The sequence below is a fragment of the Arcobacter peruensis genome (assembly GCF_003711085.1).
In the GTDB taxonomy this organism is placed as follows: domain Bacteria; phylum Campylobacterota; class Campylobacteria; order Campylobacterales; family Arcobacteraceae; genus Poseidonibacter; species Poseidonibacter parvus.
This window is the reverse complement of record NZ_CP032363.1, coordinates 1,732,497-1,756,711: the sequence shown is the minus strand read 5'-3', so window position 1 is coordinate 1,756,711 and position 24,215 is coordinate 1,732,497. Positions and strand designations below refer to the sequence as shown.

The 24,215-nt window shown below is 26.8% G+C and carries 31 protein-coding genes and 6 tRNA genes; 32 read left to right on the top strand and 5 right to left on the bottom strand.

What is annotated here, in order from left to right; all coding sequences use genetic code 11:
* Positions 1 to 37: 37 nt before the first annotated feature.
* From rplT to thrS, 4 genes are all read right to left on the bottom strand, one after another.
* Positions 38 to 394: a 50S ribosomal protein L20 gene (gene rplT, locus D3Z07_RS08880; protein ID WP_076083257.1), complete on the bottom strand. Its 357-nt coding sequence runs from the start codon at positions 392 to 394 to the stop codon at positions 38 to 40.
* 105 nt (positions 395 to 499) lie between these two features.
* Entirely contained in the window at positions 500 to 697 is a 198-nt protein-coding gene (gene rpmI, locus D3Z07_RS08875) for a 50S ribosomal protein L35 (protein ID WP_076083259.1), read from the bottom strand.
* A 147-nt stretch (positions 698 to 844) separates the two neighbouring features.
* Entirely contained in the window at positions 845 to 1,384 is a 540-nt protein-coding gene (gene infC, locus D3Z07_RS08870) for a translation initiation factor IF-3 (protein WP_076083262.1), read from the bottom strand.
* Entirely contained in the window at positions 1,381 to 3,189 is a 1,809-nt protein-coding gene (thrS, locus tag D3Z07_RS08865) for a threonine--tRNA ligase (RefSeq protein WP_122893665.1), read from the bottom strand. The genes infC and thrS overlap by 4 nt, the downstream gene beginning before the upstream one ends.
* Before the next feature lie 154 nt (positions 3,190 to 3,343).
* Between thrS and D3Z07_RS08860 the strand changes: the two genes are divergently transcribed.
* The gene (locus D3Z07_RS08860) at positions 3,344 to 3,817 is read left to right on the top strand and encodes a hypothetical protein (RefSeq protein WP_228200534.1); all 474 of its coding nucleotides are present in this window, start codon (positions 3,344 to 3,346) and stop codon (positions 3,815 to 3,817) included.
* Positions 3,818 to 3,896: 79 nt separating this feature from the next.
* A complete protein-coding gene (locus tag D3Z07_RS08855; RefSeq protein WP_122893663.1) occupies positions 3,897 to 4,700 on the top strand; it encodes a rhodanese-like domain-containing protein in 804 nt (267 codons plus the stop codon).
* Positions 4,701 to 4,781: 81 nt separating this feature from the next.
* Here the strand turns inward: D3Z07_RS08855 and D3Z07_RS08850 are convergent, their stop codons facing one another.
* The gene (locus D3Z07_RS08850; protein ID WP_076083274.1) at positions 4,782 to 5,102 is read right to left on the bottom strand and encodes a cytochrome C; all 321 of its coding nucleotides are present in this window, start codon (positions 5,100 to 5,102) and stop codon (positions 4,782 to 4,784) included.
* Positions 5,103 to 5,194: 92 nt separating this feature from the next.
* On the opposite strand from D3Z07_RS08850, the gene D3Z07_RS08845 reads away from it, so the two are divergent.
* From D3Z07_RS08845 to D3Z07_RS08705, 30 genes are all read left to right on the top strand, one after another.
* Positions 5,195 to 6,523, top strand: coding sequence for an NFACT RNA binding domain-containing protein (locus D3Z07_RS08845; protein WP_122893662.1), 1,329 nt, complete (start codon positions 5,195 to 5,197; stop codon positions 6,521 to 6,523).
* A 103-nt stretch (positions 6,524 to 6,626) separates the two neighbouring features.
* Complete coding sequence (locus D3Z07_RS08840) at positions 6,627 to 7,385, top strand: phosphatidate cytidylyltransferase (RefSeq protein WP_122893661.1); 759 nt, start codon at positions 6,627 to 6,629, stop codon at positions 7,383 to 7,385.
* Positions 7,382 to 8,449 carry a 1-deoxy-D-xylulose-5-phosphate reductoisomerase gene (gene dxr, locus D3Z07_RS08835; RefSeq protein WP_122893660.1) on the top strand — a complete coding sequence of 356 codons (1,068 nt, stop codon included), beginning with the start codon at positions 7,382 to 7,384 and terminating at the stop codon, positions 8,447 to 8,449. Before D3Z07_RS08840 ends, dxr begins: the two co-directional genes overlap by 4 nt.
* Complete coding sequence (locus D3Z07_RS08830; protein ID WP_122893659.1) at positions 8,439 to 8,732, top strand: hypothetical protein; 294 nt, start codon at positions 8,439 to 8,441, stop codon at positions 8,730 to 8,732. The genes dxr and D3Z07_RS08830 overlap by 11 nt, the downstream gene beginning before the upstream one ends.
* Positions 8,732 to 9,154 carry an Lcl C-terminal domain-containing protein gene (locus D3Z07_RS08825; protein ID WP_122893658.1) on the top strand — a complete coding sequence of 141 codons (423 nt, stop codon included), beginning with the start codon at positions 8,732 to 8,734 and terminating at the stop codon, positions 9,152 to 9,154. The genes D3Z07_RS08830 and D3Z07_RS08825 overlap by 1 nt, the downstream gene beginning before the upstream one ends.
* Positions 9,155 to 9,169: 15 nt before the next feature.
* Entirely contained in the window at positions 9,170 to 9,700 is a 531-nt protein-coding gene (locus D3Z07_RS08820) for an RBBP9/YdeN family alpha/beta hydrolase (protein WP_122893657.1), read from the top strand.
* A complete protein-coding gene (gene tsaD, locus D3Z07_RS08815) occupies positions 9,697 to 10,698 on the top strand; it encodes a tRNA (adenosine(37)-N6)-threonylcarbamoyltransferase complex transferase subunit TsaD (protein ID WP_122893656.1) in 1,002 nt (333 codons plus the stop codon). The genes D3Z07_RS08820 and tsaD overlap by 4 nt, the downstream gene beginning before the upstream one ends.
* Complete coding sequence (locus D3Z07_RS08810) at positions 10,699 to 11,082, top strand: SUI1 family translation initiation factor (RefSeq protein ID WP_122893655.1); 384 nt, start codon at positions 10,699 to 10,701, stop codon at positions 11,080 to 11,082.
* Positions 11,083 to 11,091: 9 nt separating this feature from the next.
* Entirely contained in the window at positions 11,092 to 11,511 is a 420-nt protein-coding gene (locus tag D3Z07_RS08805) for a permease (protein ID WP_076083299.1), read from the top strand.
* On the top strand, positions 11,508 to 12,029 hold the full coding sequence (locus tag D3Z07_RS08800; RefSeq protein ID WP_122893654.1) for a permease: 522 nt from the start codon (positions 11,508 to 11,510) through the stop codon (positions 12,027 to 12,029). Before D3Z07_RS08805 ends, D3Z07_RS08800 begins: the two co-directional genes overlap by 4 nt.
* 13 nt (positions 12,030 to 12,042) lie before the next feature.
* Positions 12,043 to 13,428 (top strand): NAD(P)H-hydrate dehydratase, encoded by a 1,386-nt coding sequence (locus D3Z07_RS08795; protein ID WP_122893653.1) that lies wholly within the window; start codon positions 12,043 to 12,045, stop codon positions 13,426 to 13,428.
* A complete protein-coding gene (cutA, locus tag D3Z07_RS08790; protein WP_122893652.1) occupies positions 13,425 to 13,736 on the top strand; it encodes a divalent-cation tolerance protein CutA in 312 nt (103 codons plus the stop codon). The genes D3Z07_RS08795 and cutA overlap by 4 nt, the downstream gene beginning before the upstream one ends.
* A gap of 112 nt (positions 13,737 to 13,848) precedes the next feature.
* Positions 13,849 to 13,925, top strand: a tRNA-Pro gene (locus D3Z07_RS08785).
* An 11-nt stretch (positions 13,926 to 13,936) separates the two neighbouring features.
* A tRNA-His gene (locus D3Z07_RS08780) sits at positions 13,937 to 14,013 on the top strand.
* 17 nt (positions 14,014 to 14,030) lie between these two features.
* A tRNA-Arg gene (locus D3Z07_RS08775) sits at positions 14,031 to 14,107 on the top strand.
* A gap of 35 nt (positions 14,108 to 14,142) precedes the next feature.
* Positions 14,143 to 14,227: transfer RNA gene (locus D3Z07_RS08770), tRNA-Leu, on the top strand.
* A 42-nt stretch (positions 14,228 to 14,269) separates the two neighbouring features.
* Positions 14,270 to 14,346: transfer RNA gene (locus D3Z07_RS08765), tRNA-Gly, on the top strand.
* 64 nt (positions 14,347 to 14,410) lie between these two features.
* Positions 14,411 to 14,487: transfer RNA gene (locus tag D3Z07_RS08760), tRNA-Arg, on the top strand.
* A 76-nt stretch (positions 14,488 to 14,563) separates the two neighbouring features.
* Complete coding sequence (locus tag D3Z07_RS13875; RefSeq protein ID WP_164707215.1) at positions 14,564 to 14,713, top strand: hypothetical protein; 150 nt, start codon at positions 14,564 to 14,566, stop codon at positions 14,711 to 14,713.
* A 233-nt stretch (positions 14,714 to 14,946) separates the two neighbouring features.
* Entirely contained in the window at positions 14,947 to 15,321 is a 375-nt protein-coding gene (gspG, locus tag D3Z07_RS08755) for a type II secretion system major pseudopilin GspG (protein WP_076083311.1), read from the top strand.
* Positions 15,322 to 15,864, top strand: coding sequence for a type II secretion system protein (locus D3Z07_RS08750; protein WP_076083314.1), 543 nt, complete (start codon positions 15,322 to 15,324; stop codon positions 15,862 to 15,864).
* Positions 15,854 to 17,068, top strand: coding sequence for a type II secretion system F family protein (locus D3Z07_RS08745; RefSeq protein WP_122893651.1), 1,215 nt, complete (start codon positions 15,854 to 15,856; stop codon positions 17,066 to 17,068). Before D3Z07_RS08750 ends, D3Z07_RS08745 begins: the two co-directional genes overlap by 11 nt.
* A gap of 1 nt (position 17,069) precedes the next feature.
* Complete coding sequence (locus D3Z07_RS08740; RefSeq protein ID WP_076083320.1) at positions 17,070 to 17,732, top strand: hypothetical protein; 663 nt, start codon at positions 17,070 to 17,072, stop codon at positions 17,730 to 17,732.
* On the top strand, positions 17,713 to 18,627 hold the full coding sequence (locus D3Z07_RS08735; RefSeq protein WP_076083323.1) for a hypothetical protein: 915 nt from the start codon (positions 17,713 to 17,715) through the stop codon (positions 18,625 to 18,627). Before D3Z07_RS08740 ends, D3Z07_RS08735 begins: the two co-directional genes overlap by 20 nt.
* The gene (locus D3Z07_RS08730; protein WP_076083326.1) at positions 18,624 to 19,019 is read left to right on the top strand and encodes a hypothetical protein; all 396 of its coding nucleotides are present in this window, start codon (positions 18,624 to 18,626) and stop codon (positions 19,017 to 19,019) included. The genes D3Z07_RS08735 and D3Z07_RS08730 overlap by 4 nt, the downstream gene beginning before the upstream one ends.
* Positions 19,019 to 19,546 (top strand): hypothetical protein, encoded by a 528-nt coding sequence (locus D3Z07_RS08725; protein WP_076083329.1) that lies wholly within the window; start codon positions 19,019 to 19,021, stop codon positions 19,544 to 19,546. The genes D3Z07_RS08730 and D3Z07_RS08725 overlap by 1 nt, the downstream gene beginning before the upstream one ends.
* A complete protein-coding gene (locus D3Z07_RS08720) occupies positions 19,528 to 20,364 on the top strand; it encodes a PDZ domain-containing protein (RefSeq protein WP_076083332.1) in 837 nt (278 codons plus the stop codon). Before D3Z07_RS08725 ends, D3Z07_RS08720 begins: the two co-directional genes overlap by 19 nt.
* Positions 20,351 to 22,315, top strand: a complete 1,965-nt coding sequence (locus tag D3Z07_RS08715; protein WP_122893650.1) for a secretin N-terminal domain-containing protein — start codon at positions 20,351 to 20,353, stop codon at positions 22,313 to 22,315. The genes D3Z07_RS08720 and D3Z07_RS08715 overlap by 14 nt, the downstream gene beginning before the upstream one ends.
* The gene (locus D3Z07_RS08710; RefSeq protein ID WP_122893649.1) at positions 22,316 to 23,818 is read left to right on the top strand and encodes a GspE/PulE family protein; all 1,503 of its coding nucleotides are present in this window, start codon (positions 22,316 to 22,318) and stop codon (positions 23,816 to 23,818) included.
* A complete protein-coding gene (locus tag D3Z07_RS08705) occupies positions 23,819 to 24,214 on the top strand; it encodes a type IV pilus modification PilV family protein (protein ID WP_076083338.1) in 396 nt (131 codons plus the stop codon).
* Position 24,215 lies beyond the last annotated feature (1 nt).

Sequence of the window (24,215 nt, the reverse complement as noted above, 5' to 3'; positions counted from 1 at the left end):
AAAACTTCAATCCCTTTTTTAGTTTATGCAAATTTAATTATTTTAATGCATCTTTTGCAGAATTAACTAATGATACAAATGATGTATAATCATTCATAGCCATATCAGCTAAGATTTTTCTATCTAAAGTAATTCCAGCTATTTTTAATCCGTTCATGAATCTAGAATAGTTGATATCATTTAATCTACAAGCAGCATTGATTCTTACAATCCAAAGCTTTCTAATATCTCTTTTTTTCTGTCTTCTATCTCTGTATGCATATACCATTGAGTGTTCTAATTGCTCTTTGGCCTTTCTAAAATGCTTACTTCTACCACTAAAAAATCCTCTAGCAGCTTTTAATACTTTCTTATGTCTTCTTCTTCTAACTACACCAGTTTTAACTCTAGGCATGTATATTTCCTTTCTTTACCATTATTTTAAAAAATAATAAGGTGTCAACAAAATTGTTGAACTTTTCCACTTTTGTGGAGGGACTAAATAATCAATTATAAATGATTACGCTTTGTTTAACATTCTTTTAACTCTTGTTGAATCCACTTCTGCAACAGTTTGTGGTCCTCTAAGATTTCTTTTTCTCTTTTGAGACATTTTTGTTAAGATGTGACTTCTAAAAGCTGATCCTCTTTTAATAGAACCATTTTTCTTGATTTTAAATCTCTTTAAAGCGCCACTGTTAGTTTTCATCTTTGGCATTGAAAAATCCTTTTTTAAATTTGCAATTTCATTTATTAATGAAAAAGTCTTGGATTATACTTAAATTTTGTTTAGATTATCTTTAAAGGAGTTTTGAAAGTTAAAAGAAGAGAGAGTAGAGTCTCTTCTTTTTTAATAAATTATTGATTATTTGTGATTTTCATCTTTTTTAGGAAGAGCCATCATATTTACATATCTTCCTTCAAGTTTTGGTTCTTTATCCATTACCGCTAAATCTTCAACCATTGGCCATACTCTTTTAAGTACATCAATACCTGCTTGTGGATTTGCCATTTCTCTACCTCTTAGGAAAACTCTAAACTTAACATGGTGTCCAGCTTCTAAGAATTCTCTTGAGTGTTTTACTTTATATCCAATATCATTATCAGCAATTTTTACAGAAAGTTTAATTTCTTTAACAACAATTACTTTTTGATTTTTTCTAGCTTCTTTTTTCTTTTTTTCTTGTTGGTATTTAAATTTACCATAATCCATGATTTTAGCAACTGGTGGTTTTGCATCAGGTGCAATTAAAACTAAATCTAATCCTAAATCATCTGCTGTTTGTTGTGCATCTCTTGTTGAAATAATTCCATAATTAGTTCCATCATCAGCTGTACATCTAACTTCTGTAGCTCTAATATCTTCATTCATTATTACATTGTTTTTTTTGTTGTCTCTACTCAAATTCTGCTTCCTTTTTTAATTTCATTTAACATTGAGATAAATTCATCTTTACTCATGTTAGACTGTTCTCTTGTTCTTCTATTTCTTAATGCAATTGTTTGATTTTGAACTTCTTCATCACCAACAACAACAATCATAGGAACTCTTTGTTTTTCTGCCATTCTAATTCTTTTATTTAAACTTTCGTTCATATCAAAGATTTTAGAATCCATTTCATCTTCTAATAACTCTTTTTGTAACTGTTTTGCATATTCAACATGTGTATCTGCAATTGGAACAAAAATAACTTGAGTTGGTGCAATAACAAATGGAAATTCACCAGCACAGTGTTCAGTTAAAATTCCAATAAATCTTTCAAATGAACCTAAAATAGCTCTATGAATCATTACTGGTTGTTCTTTATGCCCTTCATCATTGATATACTCAACATTAAATCTTGAAGGTAAGTTCATATCTACTTGTATTGTACCACATTGCCATTTTCTTCCAATAGCATCTGTAATTTTTATATCAATTTTAGGTCCATAGAATGCTCCACCACCTTCATCAATTCCATAAGGTAGGTTTTCTTCATCTAAAGCTTCCATAATACCTTTAGTTGTAGTTTCCCAGAATTCATCATCACCTATTGCTTTTTTAGGTTTTGTTGAAACTTCCATTTCATATTCAAAATCAAAAGTTTTCATTAATGAATCAACAAATTCTAATACATCAATGATTACTTCTTTCACTTGTGAAGGTGTACAGAAAATATGTGCATCATCTTGAGTAAATTCTCTAACTCTAAATAATCCGTGCATTGCTCCAGACATTTCATGTCTATGTACAACACCATATTCAAATAATTTTTTTGGTAAGTCTTTATATGAAACTAAATCATTTTTAAAAATTTGAATATGACCAACACAGTTCATAGGTTTCATTCCATATTGTTGACCATCAATCTCTGTGTAATACATGTTTTGACCATAATTTGCATTATGTCCAGATATATCCCACATATCAGATTTTAAAATTTCTGGACCACGAACTGGTTCGTAACCTCTAACTCTATGCGCTTTATATAAAAGATGCTCTAACTTTGATCTAAGTCTAGAACCATTTGGTAACCATAATGGTAACCCAGCACCTACATCTTCATTGAATGTAAATAGTTCTAATTCTGTTCCTAGTTTTCTATGATCTCTTTTCTTTGCTTCTTCAAGCATTCTTACGTAATCATTTAATTCTTTTTTATCAAAGAATGCGATTCCATAAATTCTTGTAATCATTTCGTTTTCTTCATCACCACCAAGATAAGCACCAGCAACACGTGTAAGTTTAAATGCTCTAATCATTCCTGTTGTTGGTAAATGTGGGCCACGACAAAGGTCTTCAAAATCACCTTGTTTATACATAGTTAAAGTATCATCTGTGATTTTTGAAAGTACAGCTTGTTTTAATTCATCATCAGCGAATTTTGTAACAATTTCTTCTCTTGTAGCCTCATATCTTTCTATTTTTAATTTTCTGTTTGCAATTTCTTTCATTTTCTTTTCAATAGTTACTAAATCATCATCAGTGATTTTAGCATCTACTTTAAAGTCATAGTAGAAACCTTCTGTAACAACTGGTCCTACGAAAAATTTTGCATCAGGATAAAGCTCTTTAATAGCTTGAGCCATCATATGAGCACATGAGTGTCTAAGAATCTCTAAAGATTCAGCGGAGTTATCTTGCTTTATAATATCACCTTCGATATTTAAAGCTTCAGCAGTTTGAAGATCATAAATTTGACCGTCTTTTAATACACCTATTGGTTCCAATAGTTTCCTTTGTTTATAAGTTTCATTAATTAAATTTAGCTTATTTTATCGCAAAGAGACTTAAACTTAATTACTTATAAGTTAATTTATAAAATTTTGGTTACAATAAAGTATGATTTTAAACTTATCCAAAATAAAAACAGAAAGCTTACTATTGTTTTGTAAAGATTTAATTCTTTCATATAAAGATAAAGAAGAAATTAACATCACTGGTACTGATAAAGAATTGATAGAAAAATTTAATAAAATTAGTGATGTAATGCTAAAAGAAATTAATAAAGCAACTTTATCTAGTGATTATTATATGAAAAATAGGAAACATTATCGTGTAAAAGCTGTCTTAGATGGATATAACTATATAAATAAACAAATATCAAAATCTTTAGAAAAGAAAAAGACATTCAACCCTTCAATGCTATATTTTTCTCTTCTAGCTCTTTGGTTTAAAGAACTAAACAAAGAATCTCGCTCGAAAGAATATATTTTCTTCTCTTTATATACTTATGGAAATGTTTATGATGAATTATTAGTAAAAGTTAAGAATAGTGATTTCAAAAGATTAAATATTTCTATGATTGAAGTTGCTGAAGAGCTTATCTACAAGTTGGACTCTTATTCATTTAAATAAGTAATACTTATAATATTAATATGAATTAATTTTATAATAATTAAGCTATAATTATCTCAATATCAAAATAAGGGAAATTATGAAATCTTTAATTAGCAAAATTCTTGCGGTGTGTATTTTAGTTTCATTTGTAAAAGCAAATGATTTACAAGTGATTGATTTTACGAAAGCAAAAGAATTATTTGAAACAAAGAAAGCATTATTCATTGATGCAAGAGCGGAAAAACTTTTTAAAAGAGGTACAATTTTAGGTTCTTTAAACGTTACTGTAAAAGAATTTAAAGCAAAGCAAGGTTTCTTACCACAAGATAAGAATGCAAAGATAGTTTCATATTGTAATGGAATTAAATGTGAAATGTCAGATGAATTAGCAGTTCTTTTACAAAATGCTGGATATACAAATGTTGTAGTATTTAAAGGTGGATATCCAAAGTGGAAAGAGATGCAAATGCCAAGTATGGTATTAAAAGTTGAAAAAGCTGTAGAAGAAGTAAAAGCTAAAGGTGAAAAATATCAAGCTAAAGGTGCAACTATTTATCTAGGACAAGATAAAGGAATGGTTGATCAATATTGGTTTGAAAAAGTTGTATTAAACGATTTACCAAAAAATGTTCAATTAGTAGATGTTAGAAAAGCTGAAAGTTTTAAAGAAGGACATATAAAAGGTGCGATAAACGTAGCAGTAAATGATAAAAAAGAGATTATAGATATGAGTCAAATCTCTGATGATAAATTATATGTACTTTATTGTAATACTGGAATGCAATCTGCAGAAGTTGCCTTGGGGTTAAAAGATAGAGTAGGTAAAGACGTATTCTATTTTGATGCAAATATAGATTGTAAAGTAAATGATTGTAAAGTAGAAGCTAACGAAGACTTATAAAATAAGTAAAACTTATAATATTTAGACATAAAAAAAGCTAATATCAAAAGATATTAGCTTTTTTTTTGATTTAGTTATGAATTAACAAGCAGGAACATTTCCTGAGTCATTTGCGAATTTATAAGAAAAATCATATAAGTGTTGAATCCATTTGTCTTTTACTTCAGCTTCTTTTACATTTGGACAAATTTTAAGAAGTTCTTCTTTAAACTTACCACTCTCCATAATAGTTTCCCATTCGTCTTGAGAGTGTTTAGCTGCGAATTTATCACCACTGAAACCACAAGAACCCTTATATTTTTTAACAAATAGTTTTTGACCTTTTGTTGCATCTGCGAATAAAGATGTTGAACAAACTCCTAAAATTAATGACCCAGCTATTGCGATTTTTAATAACTTCATATTTATCTCCTAATGAAAATTTAGCTATAATTATATCTAATACATATAAAAATAAATCTTAGTTGATAATATTAGTTAAAAGTGGAGTAATAGTGAAGTATTTTTTATTAAAACAGTTAGTTGAGTATTTAGTAGAGAATACGCAAAATATAAAGCTTATAAAGCGAATTGACAATAATACTATTATAATAGAATTTAATAATAGGAATATAATATATTTTGATATGTCAAAAGGCTCTAGTACAGTGTTTAAATCACAAAAAGTACTAAATTCTAAAAAAGATTTCAATGCTCCTTTTGATGTTGCTTTACAAAAAAGGTTTTATAACTCAAAAATAGAAAAAATTGAGTTATACAATGATGATAAGATTATAAATATACATGTAAATTCATCTTCATCATATAAAAAATTAACAACTATTTTACAGTTTGAATTTACAGGTAAGCATACAAATATTGTAATTTTAGATGAAAATAGAATTATAATTGAAGCTTTAAGACATATTGATGAGTTTTCATCAAGTAGAGTTGTTAAAGTTGGAATAAAGCTTGATGAAATCCCTAAACAGAGTTTTGTTCCAAAAATGGAAGTTGTTGATGATATTGAAAAGTATTTATATCAAATTTATGAAGAAAAAGAATCTAAGAATTTAGAAAATTTGAAGAAACAAAAAATTTCACAAATAAAGAAAAAAATCAAAAAACTTGAAAAAACAATAAGTTCATTAGCTAAAAAAGAAGAGTTAGAAGAAGAATCAAACTCTTTATATGAAAAAGCAAATTTGATTTTAGCAAATTTACATAATATAAAAGCCTACCAGAAGTCTTTTACAACATTTGATTACAAAGGAGAAGAAGTAGAAATATCTCTAGAAGAGAGTGCTTCACCTTCAAAATACTCAAATGATTTATTTAAAAAAGCAAAAAAAGCTAAACAAAAAGCTCAGTACATTTCACTAGAAAAAGATAACTTAGATGAAAAGTTAGAGTTTCTTTATCGAATGGTTAATGGTTTAGAAAATGCAAAAGATATTGAAGAGTGTGAATTCTTATATCCTAAAAAAGAAAAGAATCAAAAAAGAACTAAAAAAGCCCAACCTTATGAAAGCTTCTTTTTTGAAGGTTATAAAATCATGTTAGGAACTAGTGAAAGAGAAAATATATTTTTATTAAAAAATTCAAAAGCAAGTGATTTTTGGTTTCATTTAAAAGATAGACCATCTTCTCATGTATTTGTACAAAACACTAAAAAAACTATACCTGATAGTGTAATAGAACAAGCAGCTGTAATTTGTGCAAAATTTTCTGTAGATTTTCCAGGAGATTATGAAGTAGATTTCACACAAAGAAGAAATGTAAAAATTCAATCAGGTGCGAATGTTTTATATAATCCTTATACGACTATTGGAATAAAGATTTAAAAGATGTTTTTCTAGCAAAATTATATTTTTATTTATTCAAAATATAAGCAAAAGCCAAATTTTTGTATAATCAATGTAATTTAAACAACACAAGGTTTACTTAATGGCTAACATTATAAAAGAGAGTTCAACTCGTATAAAAACAGGTTTAGTTTTGATTATTGCTATGATAATCATAGGATATATTGATTCATATTTCATTATGTGGGCACTTTTTGGAACACTTCTTATGATTTCTATTTCTGAAGCAAAAAAACTTTTCCAATTAGAAAGTGATAGTATTTATGTTTATTCTGCACTTTTATGGTTCGCTGCATATTTTTATCCAACACCTGAAGATTTGATTTTTATTGTTGCTATTGGTTATGCTTCACAACTTGCATACAAAAAAACACTTGATAAAAAAATGTTTTTACCTCTTTTTTATCCAACTGCATCTTTTCTTTTTCTTTTATCACTTTACAGTGAATACGGAGTTATGACTTTATTATGGTTACTTGTAGTTGTAGCTGGTGCTGATACGGGTGCTTATTTTGTTGGTAAAAGTTTTGGTAAAACTAAATTTTGTGAAACTAGCCCTAATAAAACTATTGAAGGTGTTGTAGGTGGTGTTGTTGTAGCTGCAATTTTAGGAACATATTTTGCAAATGATAATCTTCATATTGTTTCAGCTTTCGTAATATCAATTATCGTAGCTTTTGCTTCTGTGTTTGGTGATTTATTTGAATCATATTTAAAAAGAGAAGCAAATATAAAAGATAGTGGAAATATTTTACCAGGTCATGGTGGAATATTAGATAGAACAGATGGTTATCTTTTTGGTGCAATTGTAATGTTAGTATTACTTAGGGTTCTTGGATGATAATACTAGGTTCTACTGGTTCAATTGGTGTTAATACCTTAAATATCGCACGTAAATTTAACTTAAATGTTGAAATATTAGTAGCTGGAAGTAATATTGAAGTATTAAATAAACAAATTGAAGAGTTTAAACCTAGTAAAGTAGTTATCGCAAACAAAGTTGATATTGTAAAAGTAAATCATTCTGATGTAACTTTTGGCGAAGATGAAATACTTAATGCAATTGAAAATTCTAAGAGTGAAACTGTTGTAAATGCACTTGTTGGATTTTTAGGATTAAAACCAACACTAAAAGCTATTGAGTGCGGTAAAAAGTTAGCTCTGGCAAATAAAGAATCACTTGTCGTTGCTGGTAAATTTATTGATTATACAAATCTTAGTCCTATTGATTCAGAGCATTTTGGCTTATGGTATTTAATTCAAAAAAAAGCTATTGATTCAATGACAATAACTGCAAGTGGTGGTTCTTTTAGAGATTATGCTCTTGATGAGCTTAAAAACGTTTCAATCAAAGAAGCTTTAAATCATCCAAATTGGTCAATGGGAAATAAAATCACAATTGATTCTGCAACTATGACAAATAAAATATTTGAACTTATGGAAGCTGCATGGCTATTTGATATTAGAAAACTTGATGCGATTATTGAAACAAAATCACTAATTCATGCAATGGTAAATTTCAAAGATGGAAGTACAACAGCACATATTGCAAATGCTTCAATGCAACTTCCAATTGCTTATGCAATTTTAGGAAAGTGCGATACTCCTATTTTAGAACCAGTTGATTTAGTGAAAGTAGGTTCCTTAGAATTTAAAAAAATAGAAACTTCAAGATATCCAATTTGGGAAGCAAAAGATGAGATTATAAATAATCTTGATTTAGGTGTAGTTTTAAATGCAGCAAATGAAGTAGGAGTTTCTAAGTTTTTAAACTCAGAAATTGGCTTTTTAGATGTATCAAGAATTTCACTTAAGGCATTAAATAAATTTAACAATGTAAAAATAAACACTTTAGATGATATTTTTGCAATTGATAAAGAAGTGAGAGCATATTGTGAGTGTTGATTTATTAATTCCTTTTGGAATTTTATTAGTGTTGGTTGTATATTTAATCTATTCAAGAAGTAAGTTTGAAAAAGAAATAGTTGAAGTTTATGAAGAAAAACTTCAGGAGTGGAAAAAACATGCAACAACTTCAAAAGAAAAAGAAGAAAAACCAGTAAAAAAACTTGCAGGATTAGTATTTAAAACTGGTTATAAAGTTAGTGTAGAATTGACAGATGAAAGCGCAAGAGGAATGCTGGAAAAAGGTAAGTTTGAAATAAGTGAGATAAAAAAGGATAAGTAATGAAGTACTTAATTTTATTTCTTATTTTTGTATCTTTATTAGATGCACAAATATACAGAAAAAGCTCAAAAGTAGTTGTTGATACAAATGCAAAACTTATGTGGGTTGATGATATTTCAGTTGTAAAAGTTTTAAAAACTCATGAAGATGCTATAACATATTGTGAGCAATTAAGTTTTGCAGGATATTCAAACTGGCGAATTCCAAAGATTGAAGAGTTTGAATTAATAGTTGATAAAAAGAATTTCAAAAATTACATAAAAAAAGCTTTTAAATACAATGTGCCAGATGGTTATTGGGCGCAAAAATCACACTGGAGAACTTTGTGGTTCTATGCTGATTATATGCATTTTGTAAGTGGAACACCTTATTTTGATAGTAGACATAAAAATAAATATGTTAGATGTATTAGAAATATATAAAGAGAGATTTGAATTTTGAATAAAAAAGTTTTAATATTACACGGTCTTGGTGGAAGTGATTACCCTCATTGGCAAGCAAAATTAGCAGGTGAACTAATTTCGCAACACTTTACAGTATCTTTTCCTTCTTTTCCAAACAGAGATAATCCAAAATTAGAAGAATGGAAAGAGTGCTTAACAAAAGAAATAAAGCATTTTAATCCTGACATTGTAATTTGTCACTCCCTTGCAAATGTTTTATGGTTTCACACTTGTGATGATTTAGATATATGCTTAGATAAATTAATGCTTGTTGCACCAGTTAGTAGAAACAGAGTTGTATATGCTGCTAGTACTTTTTACCCTTATCCTATTGCAAAAGATTTAAAAGCAAAAGAAGTGATTATGATAGCTTCTACTAATGATCCATATATGAGTGAAGAGGAAGCTTTAGATTTAAAAGAAGTTTTAAATGTAGAAATTAATGTATTAAGAAATGCAGGACACATAAACGCAGACTCAGGTTTTGGCTCAATTGATTTTGCATTAGACTGGTTAAATAAATGATTTTAAGTATAGAAAGTTCATGCGATGATAGCTCAATTGCAATAACAGACATTGAAACTTTAGAGCTTGTTTATCACAAAAAAATATCTCAAGAATTACAACATAGTGTTTATGGCGGAGTAGTTCCTGAATTAGCTGCAAGACTTCATATTGAAGCCTTACCAAAGATACTTGAAGAGTGTGTGGAATATTTTCCAAAACTAAAAGCAATAGCAGTTACATCTGCACCTGGATTATCAGTTACACTAATGGAAGGTGTGACTATGGCAAAGGCTTTGAGTATTTCGCTGGATATTCCTCTTATCTCAGTTAATCACTTAAAAGGTCATATATATTCTCTTTTTATAGAAAAAGAAGAAGTATTGCCAATGACTATTTTATTAGTTTCAGGTGGACATACTCAAATAATAGAAGCAAATTCATTAAATGATATGAATCTAATAGCAAGTACAATGGATGATAGTTTTGGTGAAAGCTTTGATAAGGTATCAAAGATGTTAGGTCTAGGATATCCAGGTGGTCCTGTTGTTCAAGAATATGCATTAAAAGGTAATGAGAATAGATTTGAATTGCCAGTTCCTTTAAGACAAAGTCCAAATATTGAGTTTTCATACTCAGGACTTAAAAATGCTGTTCGAATGAGAATTGAAAAATGTGTCTGTGAAGATGGAAATATTCAGATCCAAGATAAATATGATATTTGTGCATCATTTCAAAAAACAGCAGTTGCACATATAATGCAAAAAACAAAAAAACTGTTTAAGCAAAAAGCACCTAAGAACTTTGCCATTGTTGGAGGTGCAAGTGCAAATATTCACTTACGAACTCAAATTGAAGAGTTATGCCAAAAAAATGGTACAGCTTTATATCTAAGCCAACTTAAGTACTGTAGTGATAATGCAGCTATGATTGGTCGAGTAGCAGTTGAGCAATATAAGATGAATGATTTTATAAACGTAGATGAAATTGATATTCAATCAAGATTAAAAGGATTTTAAATGATATTTGAAATGGGTGCAAAACTTGATGGCGATAATCACGACACATCAAAGTATGATGAGAAAGCAAAAAAGCCAAAAGCAAATAAAAAGAATAATAAAGTTAATAAACCTACCGCTCCAAGTACTTTCAATAAAAATGAAATTTTACCAAAAAATCAACATCAATTAGTATTTACTTATGAAAAAAGAAAAGGAAAGCCTGTTACTTTAGTAGGTAGATTTTCTTTAAATGATACAGATAAAAAAGAAGTATTAAAACTTTTAAAGAAAAAACTAGCTTGTGGTGGTGCTATTAGAGATGAATGGATTGAACTTCAAGGCGATGTGAAAGAAAAAATTATCACTATATTACAAAGTGATGGTTGGAAGTTTAGAAATTAAAGAATAACAATGATTAAAGAATCTTTTAAAAAAGCAATAATAGGTTTAGTTTCAATGCTTCCTATGCTTTTTGCAATTATATTAGTACTTGGTCTTTTTGATACATATATTACAAAAGAAATGTTAGCTTCTATGTTTGTTTCTAATAATTTTATTGATAGTGCAATTGGAACTTCAATGGGGGCAGTTTTAACTGGTAATCCAATGATTTCTTATATCTTAGGTGGAGAATTAAGAGATTCTGGTGTTTCTTTATATGCTGTTACTGCTTTTGTATTATCATGGGTAACTCTTGGAGTTGTTCAGTTACCAGCTGAGGTTGAAGTTTTTGGAGCAAGATTTACACTTTATAGAACTTTATTAGCTTTTATAACAACACTTACTATCTCTATTTTAACAGTTATAACGGTAACTTGGATTCAATCATGAATAAAAACAAAAATAATAAACAAAATAAGAAAATAGAATTTAAAGGACTTAAATTTTTAATTATTGTAATAATTATTTATTTCGCACTTTTTATTTTCGATAGAGAAAATTCTTTTTTATCTTTAATAAAAAGCTATGAGGTATTAGTAAAACTTTTACCAGTTTTTGTTATGATTATTCTTATAACAACAATACTTAATTATTTTCTAAAACCAAAATCTATTATGAAACATTTTGGAAAAGATAGTGGAGTTAAAGCATGGATTTATTCCATTTTAGGTGGAATTATAAGTGCTGGTCCAATGTATGTTTGGTATCCAATGCTTTCTCAATTAAAAGAAAATGGCTTAAAAAATGGCTTATTAGCTACTTTTATGTATACAAGGGCAATTAAAATACCTTTTATTCCAATTATGATAGATTATTTTGGAGCACTTTTTACTGGAATACTTTTTATTTATATAATTATTGGTGCGGTTATTCAAGGTATTTTAATAGAGGTTTTAAAGAAAAAATAGATTAGGATTATATATGCAAAAAATATTTGATGAAGTAAACTCACTAGATAAAAGATGTTACGAAGAGTTTGGATTAAGTGAAGATATACTTATGGAACATGCTGCTTTAAGTATGCAATTATATATTCAAGAAAATCATAGTGATAAAAAAACTATTTTAATAGCTTGTGGTTGTGGAAATAATGGAGCTGATGGAATTGCACTTGCAAGACTGTTACATAAAAAGTTTGATGTTTCTTTATACTTTTATTCAAAAGCAAAATCACAAATGGCAATACTTCAAGAAAAAAGAGCGAAAGCACTAGATATTCCAATTATTGAAGAAGTAATTTCTAGTGATATTATTGTTGATTGTATTTTTGGAACAGGTTTAAATAAAGCTTTAGACGATGATGCAGTTTTATTGATAAATGAATTAAATTCTTTAGATGCAATAAAAATAGCTTGCGATATACCTAGTGGTATTTCTTTTGATGGACAAGTTAAAAGTGTTGCTTTTGATGCTGATGTAACTATTACAATGGGAGCTTTAAAAACTTCATTGTTTTCAGATATTGCAAAAGATTTTGTAGGTGAGATAAAAGTAGCTAATCTTGGGGTTCAAAGAGAAATATATGAAACCTCTACAAATAAATACCTTCTAGAAAAAAAAGATTTAAAACTACCAAATAGAAAGAAACACAATTCACACAAAGGCTCTTACGGACATTTAAATGTAGTTGCAGGTTGTAAAAAAGGTGCAGGAATAATTGCAGCAAAAGCGGCTTTTGGTTTTGGTACAGGGATTGTAAGTGTTGTTTGTCATGAAAATTTAGATTTACCTTATCATATTATGCAAACACATTTTATAAGTAAAAATTGTACAGCAATTGCAATTGGTATGGGACTTGGAAATTATGAAATAGCTGAGGTTCAGAAAATATTAGCAAAAGATGTGAAAAAAATAGTTGATGCAGATTTGTTTTATGATGAATTATTACTTGATGCTTTAGATGAAGATATTGTTCTTACTCCTCATCCAAAAGAGTTTTGTTCCCTTCTAAAATTAAGCAATATTGCAGATATCTCTGTAGAACAATTACAAAATAATAGAATAAAATATGTTGAAGAATTTACTAGCAAGTATCCAAAAGTAGTTTTACTATTAAAAGGAACAAATGTAATAATTTCTCAAGGTAAGAACTTGTATATTAATACCTTTGGGAGTGCAGTTTTAAGTAAAGGTGGAAGTGGAGATGTTTTAAGTGGGTTAGTTGGTTCCCTTCTTGCTCAAGGCTATGAGCCTTTAGATGCTGCGATTAGTGCTTCTTTAGCACATGCATTAGCTGGAGCTAATTATAAGAAAAATGATTTTTCACTTATTCCATCTGATTTAATAGAAGAGGTTAGAAGATTATGAATATTACTTTAGTCCAAACAACGTGTGTTTCAAAAGCTGAAGCAAAGAATATTGCAAAAGTTTTAATTGATTCAAAGCTTGCAGCTTGTGTTCAATTAAGTGAAATTGAGTCTTTTTATAATTGGCACGATGAGTTTTGTTGTGACAATGAAATCTTAGTTAATATAAAAACTAAAAAAGAAGACTTTGATAAAGTTAAAAGTAAAATAAAAGAACATCACAGTTATGATGTTCCTGAAATTATTGAAATAGATATTAGTAATTCAAGTAAGAAGTACTTGAAATTTATAGAAGAAAATACAAAATAAAGTAATGTTTTTATAAAATTTAACAAAATTTCTGATTTTGTTAAATTAACTCTTGACAAAAGATCAAAAACATAATATAATTCCGTCCACTTTTCGTAAGAATAGTGACTGTCGGAGTGTAGCGCAGCCTGGTAGCGCACCTGGTTTGGGACCAGGGGGTCGAAGGTTCGAGTCCTTTCACTCCGACCATTTAAATTGTGGTAGGTATAGCTCAGTTGGTTAGAGCATCTGGTTGTGGTTCAGAGGGTCGCCGGTTCGATTCCGGTTACTTACCCCATTTTTAAATATTTTGATGCTTCCATAGCTCAGCTGGATAGAGCAACGCCCTTCTAAGGCGTAGGTCGCACGTTCGAATCGTGCTGGGAGTACCACTTTTTTTAATCTTTTTTGTAAAAAAGATATTTATGCGGATGTGGTGAAATTGGTATACACGCTAGACTTAGGATCTAGTGCTTTACGGCGTGAAGGTTCAAGTCCTTTCATCCGCACCATTTATACTTAAAGTATCTTCAGTTTACTGAATTTATACTTTTGCGGGAATAGCTCAGTTGGCTAGAGCCTCTGCCTTCCAAGCAGATTGTCGCGAGTTCGAGTCTCGTTTCCCGCTCCATTAAAAAGCCATAAATAAAAAGTTTTTGACTTTTTGTTTATGGCTTTTTTACTTTTAAATAAATGCTTCCATAGCTCAGCTGGATAGAGCAACGCCCTTCTAAGGCGTAGGTCGCACGTTCGAATCGTGCTGGGAGTACCACTAAAACACACTAACTTAATAATTTATCCCTCGCTAAATCATTATTTTTATGTAAACAAAATAATAAAGGATAATCATGTCAATAATTGATGTAAAACTAACAGAAAAAGAAGAAATTTGTATAAGACTTGTTCAAAACAATGAAAACATATTTGATGCTTGTAGTAAAGCAGGAATAATACTTTCATCTGAATTACTTACAGTACTTAAAAACACTTCTAAATAATTGTTAAATTCTATAGGCTCATTACCTATAGGGATTTTAATATCTCATATAATTAATACACTCATAATAAAATTTTAATTTTCAATAACCATTGTCATTTTAATTCCAAATATTTTATTATAGTTGTTTTTATTAATAAACTTGTTCACTTTTACCTTTTAAATTTAACACTTAATTAGAATTTTGTTATAATATAATTATTTTATATATAAATTGAGACAAAAGGCAAATTATTGAAAAAAGCATTCTCTTTAATGGAATTAATGGTTGTAATTATAATTCTTGGATTATTAGCAGCGTTCGTGCTACCAAACTTAACAGGAAAAAGTGAAGAAGCAAAAAGTAAAATTGTTTGTATTCAAATGAAAAGTATTGCTCAAACATTAAAAATGTTTAAACTTGATACTTCATCATATCCAAAAACTGAAGAAGGTCTTTCTCTTCTTGTAGAAAAAAAATATTTTGAAGATGGAAAAGCACCAAGGGATTCTTGGGGTAATGAATTTATTTATATTCAAGGTGAAGAAGACTTTGATTTAATATCACTTGGTTCTGATAAAAAAGAAAGTACAGCTGATGATATTTATTATTCAAAGTGTAATCAATAATTGAAATTGAATAGAGTGAAAAAAGCTTTTACTCTATTGGAGTTAGTAGTTGTAATCATTTTAATTACAACTACATATTACTTAGTTTTTTCAAACACTAATTTTTCTGTAAAAAATGAAAGTAGTAACTTTTCATTAAAATCTTTGAAGCAATATTTATTATCAAATTTCAAATTTGAGAAAAAACTTGATTTTTTATGTATTCAAAAAGAGTTGAAGTGTTATATTAGAATTGATGATGAAATAAAAGAAGACTTTATAATTGAAAATGTATTTGAAGAAAAACCAGAAGTCTATGAATACAATAAAGATATGAATGTAATTGACTATCGAGATGTTAATATTAACAATATAAGTGAAAATATTGTTTTTTTATTTTCAATTAATAGTGATTATAAAGGAAGCGAAATTATTTTAGATACATTAGATGAAAAAGTTTATTTGTTTAATTCAATATTTAATGAAGCTAAAATATTTACTTCAACAAATGAAGTATTAAATACATTTGATGAGAAACAAATAGAGGTTCAAGATGCTTTTTAAATATCAAGGTTTTGACTCTACTGGAAAAAAAGTTAAATCTAAAATTGAAGCTTTAAATTTAAATGAAGCAAAGGGAAAGTTAAAAGTAAAAGGTATTTTATACACTTCTTTAAGTCAAGAAGATTTTAATTTATCAAAGTTTTCACTAAAAAGAAAAAAAACTCTTAGCTTATCTTCTTTATCTTATCTCTCTAGAGATTTAAGTATTTATTTAAACTCAGGAATATCGCTAATCTCAGCTATTAACTTACTTAACCAAAGATACAAAAATGATAAAGTACTTAACTCATTTTTTGAATCAATTTCAACATATTTAGATGAAGGAAAGAATTTTTATGTTTCTTTAGAGTCTCAAAATGTAGTTAATCTTCCAGAATTTTTTAAACAATCTGTAAAAATTAGTGAAAATGGTGGATTATTAGAATCTGTTTTGTTAGAGTTGGCTCATTTTTTAAAAGAGCAAGATAGAATAAGAAAACAAGTTTCTTCAGCCTTGGCTTATCCTTTATTTATTCTGTTTATTTCTTTTTTTATGGTTGGTTTTATGTTAAGCTTTATTGTTCCAAAAATCACAAGTATTTTTACTCAGATTGATCAAGAATTACCCCAGAGTACTAAAATTGTAATTGCTTTAGGAGATTTTTTCTCAACTAATTATATGTATATATTAGCAATTTTATTTGTGATTATAACTTCGTTTATAATATTAATGAAAAAATCAAAAGTATTCAAATATGCCTTTGATAAATTTACTTTAAAACTTCCTTTTTTCTCAACAATGATTGAACAAGGCGAGTTAGCAAGATTCTCATACATGAATTCTATTTTAATAAAATCTGGAGTTCCTATTGTACAAAGTATAAATTTAAGTGCTAATATTTTAAAAAACTCTGTGATTAAAAGGGTATTTGTAGAAGCTTCTAAAAGTGTAGTTGAAGGGAAAAAGTTATCAGTATTATTAAGTACAAATAATATTTATAAAATTGATGAGGCTTTTATTCATTCGATTGCAATTGGTGAAGATACTAGTAGAATGTATGAAATTCTTAATAATCTTGCAACTTTATATAATGAAGCAAATAAAGATAAAACAGATATTTTTCTTGCTTTATTGGAACCTGTATTTATGTTAATAGTTGGTGTTACAATTGGATTTATTGTGATTTCAATGTTATTACCAATATTTTCAATGAACTTGGGTTAATATGAAAAAATCAATTGTTTTATTAATTTCACTTCTATTTATTTCTGCATTATCAATTCTGATTTTAAAGAATTTGGAAGATACTAATTCTTATATAAAAGAGCAAAGTAGCAGATTAAATAAAACGCAAATGATTACGTTAACTAGCAATGCTCAAGTTGAAGTAAGTAAAGTTATTAAAGATAATAAAGAATCAATAGATGAACTTCTTTTGGAAAATGATAACTTATCAATTCCCACAAAAGTAGGGAATAGTGAACTTTTATTCACTCTTGTAAAATATGATAAGGTTGATGTAAATTCTTTAAGTTCAAAAGATAGTAAAGAAAATAGTATTGAAAAGCTTTTTAATGAATATAATATCTCAAGTTTTTATAGTTTTAAAGATATTTATAGAGTACAAGAGAATCAATATAAAGAAAAAGATAATAGGTTTATAAAAAATAGTAAACAACTTGATTTTATTATTGATAAATTTATAAAAGATACCTATAGTGATGAAATTTTAGATATAAAAAATAAAATAGGTTTTATAAATAAAAGTGCTAATAGCGATTTATACGAACTTTTTATAAAGATTAATCATTTAAACGAGCTTTTTAAAGCTTATTATATACTTGATAAGGAAGGTAAGGTGGCATATTTTGAGTCTAGTTTCAAATAAAAATAAAAAAGTGTTCTTATGTACTAATACTAAGATTGCAACAATAGAAAAAGTAGACATTATACTTTCTCCAGAATTTTACTGGGTTAGGATATTTGATATTCCTGTAAAAAATATAATGCAAGCAAGGCATGTTTTACCAACATTATTTGAAGATATTTTAGAAAATATAACAAATTTATCATATCAGGTTATAAAACTTGAAGAGAATAAATATTTATGCTTTGCTTATATCAATAAAAAAATATATGATGTAATCAAACAATCAGGCATCTCTTTATCTTTAGTTAATGGAGTATATTTTGCACAAAATGAATGTAAAAAATTTACGCAGTTTAATAGTGATGGAAAATCTTTTATGTACTCAGAGGATGGAATTTTAATAAAAGTTCCTAAATTAATTACAAGTAATTCCATTGATTTATCAGAAAAAATAGACTCTATTGAATTGTCTTCAAATAAAGTTAATATCAAATTGTATAATAATTTATTAACTTCAAAACAAATCTATTCAATTCTTTTTGTTTTAATTAGTATTTCAATATTGAATATATATAAAATTATTGATTATAAAAAAGAAGTAGAAATCATAGATAAAAAAATAGAAAAAATTAAAATAGAATCTAATCTTCCAAAAAGTTTGCTACAAACTAAAGCTATTTTAAAAAGTAATAGTAAAAAATTAGAAAATGAAATTAGTAAAAGAGATTTCTTAGAATATATATTAGTTAAAAATAAAATCAAAATTAAAACAATAAATTTAAAAGCTGAAAATTTGAGTTTAATTTTAGAAAATTCTAATAAAAAAGATATAGAAGATTATATCTCAAAAAAATATAAAATATTATCTAGTAATATTAATGGAAAAGATTTAAATATAAGGATTAAATTATGAGTAGATTAAATCCTTTATATATCATCGCTCTTTTTATTACTATCTTATTGATATCTTTTTATCTTTTAAATATTGAAAAAGAGAACTTTTTTAGTAAAAACAGTGAATATAAGTCTATTAGTAAAAATGCAAAAGATTATCAGGCATATCAAAGAACTTGGAATAATAAAAAAAATATAAATAAAACAATTGATCAGATTCTAAGGAATAAAATATATGTAAACTCAAAAATATCAAGATTTGAAACAAAAAACAGTATAAAAGTAAGTATTACTTCAAGCGATGAAAAAGCTTTAAACAATTTTTTAAATAGGGTTTTAAATAAGCAAATGATTATAAAGAAACTATTGATAGAAAAAACTAATATCAATTTAGAAATAGGACTTAATTAATGAAAAAAATATTTAAATTCTTTTTCTATTTAGTATTATTGCTCTTTTTCATAATTACACTTTTACCTAAAGAGTCTTTATATAATTTACTTGAACATAAATTATCAAATGAAGAAGTAATAATTTCAAATGAGAAAAGAGACGAAAAATTATTTGTATTAAATGTTAGTGATGCAAAAATTTATTATGAAGGAATTAATGTAGCAGTTATAGATAAAATGTCTTTTTCTACTTTTCTGTTTTTTAATAATATTAATATTTCTAATGTAAAAGTTGGTGAGAGTTTATCTAGAATGATTCCTTCATTAATTGAAAATATTGATATAAAGTATTCAGTTTTGGATTTTAAAAATGTTAAAATACAAAGTTATGGAAGTTTTGGAGAGATAAATGGAAAATTAGATATCTTTGCAAAAAAGATAATCTTAGAATTAAAAGCATCTCCTATTATGAAAAGAAAATATAGCAAATTATTAAAACAAATGAAATTAATTGATGGTAAATATATATGGGAAAAGAATTTATGAATACAAGATTTAATAAATTGATACAAAAATCAATTCCTTACTTATTTATATTTCTAATTGCATATATTATTGCAACAGTTGTTTTTATCATTCTTCCAAAAAATGGAGTTGATTATATTGAAAAATCAACATCTTTTTTAGAGTATAAAAAATTTGATGGCTTTTATTCTAAAAATAGTATCAAAGTTAAAGCAAAAGTAAAAAAAGAGAATAAAGATAATCAAAAAACCTTAGTAAATTATAATTTAAAAGCTATATATTCAACAGTATCAAATTCAGGTTGGATAACAATTGTTAATAAAAGAACACAAAAAAGTTATATTTTATCCCAATTTGAAGATATTGATGGCTATGTTCTTACGCGATTATATAAAGACTATGTAATTATGGAAAAAGTAGCAAAAGAGTATAGATTAGATATCAAACAAGCAAATAATAAATTAAAAGAGTTAGTTTCTGAAATAGAAAAAAATACAAATATAAATATTATTGAAGATGCTTCAAATGTTAAGATTAAAAGAAGTTATTTAAATTCATATATAAATGATATTGATAAAATTTGGGAAAATATTCAAATTCAAGAAATTAGAAAAAATAGTAAAATCGAAGGATTTGAAGTAAAAAGAATTCAAAAAAATTCAGCTTTTACAAAGTTAGGATTAAAGAAGAATGATGTAATTAAATCTATAAACAATAATACTTTAGAATCGTATGAAGATGCATTCAAAGTTTATAACAATATTAATAATATTAAATATTTAAATATAGAAGTTTTAAGAAATAATGAAATAGTGGAGTTAAATTATGAAATTGATTAGGGTTGTTTTATTAGTATTAGTATTAATATTTAGTTTTTCATCTTTTGCAGATGAGAAGTTAAATATTAATTTTAAAGATTTAAAAATCATGGATTTGGTTAAAATCACATCTAAGATAATAGATAAAAATATTTTAGTAACCGAGAATATAAAAGGTAATGTAGATTTTATTTCAACAAAACCAGTTGACAGAAAAGATTTAGTGAAAATATTGATTTATTCATTAGAAGCAAAAGGCTACACACTTATTCAAAGTAAAAATATAATGCGAATTGTAAAGCTAAATGATAGTGCAAAGAATAATGTACCTGTTGTTAACGGTAATAATAGTAAATTGTACTATCAAATGCTTACAGAAGTTTTTCCTGTTCATAATGCAAATGCAGATTATATTGCTTCAAAAATCAGACATTTAATTTCAAAAAATGCAAAACTTGTTACTAATAAAGAATCAAATAGTTTAATACTTACAGATTTTAAAGACAATATTAATACAGTTAAAAAGGTTGTTAATGTAATGACATATGGTGCTAAGAAAAGTATTGAAATCATTAGATTAGACAATATCAAAGCAGATGATGCAAAGAAAAATTTAATCAATGTAGCAAAATCAATTTTTAATGAAAAAATAGAAACTGAAAAAGTTTCAATTATCTCAAATGCAGATGATAATTCTCTTGTAATAGTTGGTAAAAACCAAAATATAAAATATTTAAAAAAATATATTCAAAATATAGATAGTAATGATTCATTAGTTAAAAGAGTTGTAAAAGTAATTTCATTAAAAAATGTTGAAGCTTCAAATGTAATAAAAATCATTGATGGAATTATTGGAAAAAAGAAATACCTAGATCCAAATGCAAAGCCATTAGCATCTGTTGATGAAGAATCAAATTCAATTGTTTTAATGGGACCTTCTGATGAAATTGATTATATAAAAGCATTACTTAGCGAATTAGATAAAGAGAAAGCTCAAGTTTATGTACAAGCTAGAATTATTGAAGTTACAAATACTTTAGTTGATGAAATTGGAATCAAATATGGAATTTTAGGAGGAAGAACAGGGAGTAAAGGCTTAGGAACATTTTCTTCAAGTTTAAATGGAGGAAGTTCAATCGCATTTACTCCTGGAGATATTGGTTTATCTATTCCTACTCTTACATCTGGTTTAGCACTTGGAGCTTCAATTAGTTTGTTAGACCAAGATGGAGCTTTAGATATTGTCTCTGAACCATCAATTTTAGCTATTAATAATAAAGAAAGTTCAATTTATGTTGGTGAAACTATTTCTGTTAAAACTTCATCTACTGTATCAGATGCAGGAACTACTAATGATAATTATTCAAGAGAAGATGTTGGTTTAACTCTAAAAGTAAAACCACGTATTTCCAATGATAATAAAGTTACTTTAGAAATTACAACTGTTTTAGAAGATGTAAAAACTACAGAAACAACAAGTGGAAATGCAGATACAACAAAAAAAGAAGTTTTAACTACAGCAATTGTAAAAAATGGAGAATCTGTAATCTTAGGTGGATTAATAGAAGATAAAGTAGAATCAACAGAAAGTAAAGTTCCTGTTTTAGGCTCTATTCCTCTTTTAGGTAAATTATTTACACATGATAAAACTGATTCAAGAAAGAAAAGCTTAGTTATTATTGTTACGCCTTATATTATTCCAAAATCAAAAGATTTAACTTATGTTAGAGATAAATTATCTGAATTAAAATTATTAGAAGATAAGTATTTAAAAGAGTCATTAATTAGGTTAAAACAAAAACAAATTGATAATTTAAAAAAAGAAGATTTATATAAAGCTAAAATGCAAGAGCTAGATAAAGAGTATAAAGATATAAAAAATCAAAGTAATAAAGCTTTAAATATCCAAAATGAGGATATAGATAGCAGAACCGAGCATGAAAAAAGAGTTGCTGAGATATTAGGAAACTAGATGAATATTCAAGAAATACACAATACCAATCTATTACCTTATGAAATTGAGAATTATACTTTTGCTTTAAAAAATTATGTTTTATTTTCTAAAGTTGATGATGAAATTGTAATTATATTATCAAAAGAATATATGAGTACTTCTTTTGATTATTTATCAAAATGTGAATATGAATATGAAGTAATGTTTTTAGATGAAATCTCTTATGAAAAACTTTACAATAAGTTTTTGGAAATTAGAACAGATAAAGAAATGAACGCAATTCAACAAGAACAAGAAGATGCAACAATTGAAGATGAAGATTTTTCAGTTAGTGAGTTTTTGAAAGTTGGAAGTGATATTTTAACATCAGAAGAATCTGCTCCAATTATCAAATTTGTAAATTCACTTTTTTATCAAGCAATAAAAAAACAAGCTTCAGATATTCATATTGAAATGCATGAATTTAAAGCAGAAGTAAGGTACCGTGTTGATGGGGTACTTTCAAAGCATATAGAGCTTGATAAGAATATTATGTCTTTAGTAATTTCAAGAATTAAAGTTGTTTCAAATTTAGATATTTCTGAAAAAAGAATACCTCAAGATGGTAGAACACAAATTAAAATTGCTGGAAAAACTTTAGATATTAGGGTTTCAATTCTTCCTACTTTTTATGGTGAACGAGTTGTAATGAGAATTCTGATGCAAAGTGAAGATATTTTATCTTTAAAAGAGTTAGGTTTTCCTTCTTATATTACAAATGAATTAGAAAAAATACTTAAAAACTCATATGGAATGGTTTTAGTTACAGGACCTACAGGAAGTGGAAAATCAACTACATTACACTCATTATTACACCAAGTTGTAAGTGTTGAAAAAAACATTATAACAGTTGAAGATCCGGTTGAATATAAATCAAATAAATTTTCACAAATCCAAGTAAATGATAAAGTAGGGCTTTCTTTTGCTTCTGGTTTAAGATCAATTTTAAGACAAGATCCTGATATCATTATGCTTGGAGAAATTAGAGATAAAGAAACAGCTTCCATAGCAGTTCAAGCTGCACTTACAGGGCATTTACTTTTCTCAACTTTACATACAAATAGAGCACCTGCAGCAATTACAAGACTTATGGATATGGGAATTGAAAACTTTTTAATTTCTTCATCTCTTTTAGCAGTTTTAGCACAAAGGTTAGTTCGAAAATTATGTGAAGCGTGTAAAGAAGAGGATGATTCTGAGGCATCACATGCTTTATTTAATTTAAATAAAGACATAAAGCTTTATAAACCTTGCGGTTGTAATGAATGTAAATTTACAGGTTACACAGGAAGAATTGCAATAGGTGAGCTTTTTGTTCTAACAGAAGAAGTAAAAGAGTATCTAAAAACAGATGTTGATGATAATACTTTGATGAAATTAGCTGCTAAAAATGAAATGATATCATTAGACCAACAATTAAGATTAATGCTAGAAAATGGTGAAACTTCAGTCGCTGAAGCTGTAAGAATTGGTATTAAATAAATGAAAAAATCTTTTTCATTAATGGAAGTAATTATCGCAATAATAATGTTAAGTGTTGTAATGCTTACATTGTTACAAGTTAAAAGTGATAATATCTTTTTAGTGACTAAGAGTAAAGAAAAATCTGTGTTCCAAGATTATATTCAAACAGCAATTAATATCAATGAAAAAGATAATATCAATGAAAATAGATATTTAGGAAAATTATATACATTTAAAAATGATGATATAAGAAGAGAATTAAAAGATATTAAAATAAAAGTAAAAAAAGAAGAAGTAGATACTGCAAGTTTTAAAAACGATGTTGTAAATTTTAGTATCACTACATATGAAACAAGTTATAGCATAGAAGATGATATAAAAAAAAATATGTATTCTTTTAAAATTAAGTTGTGAT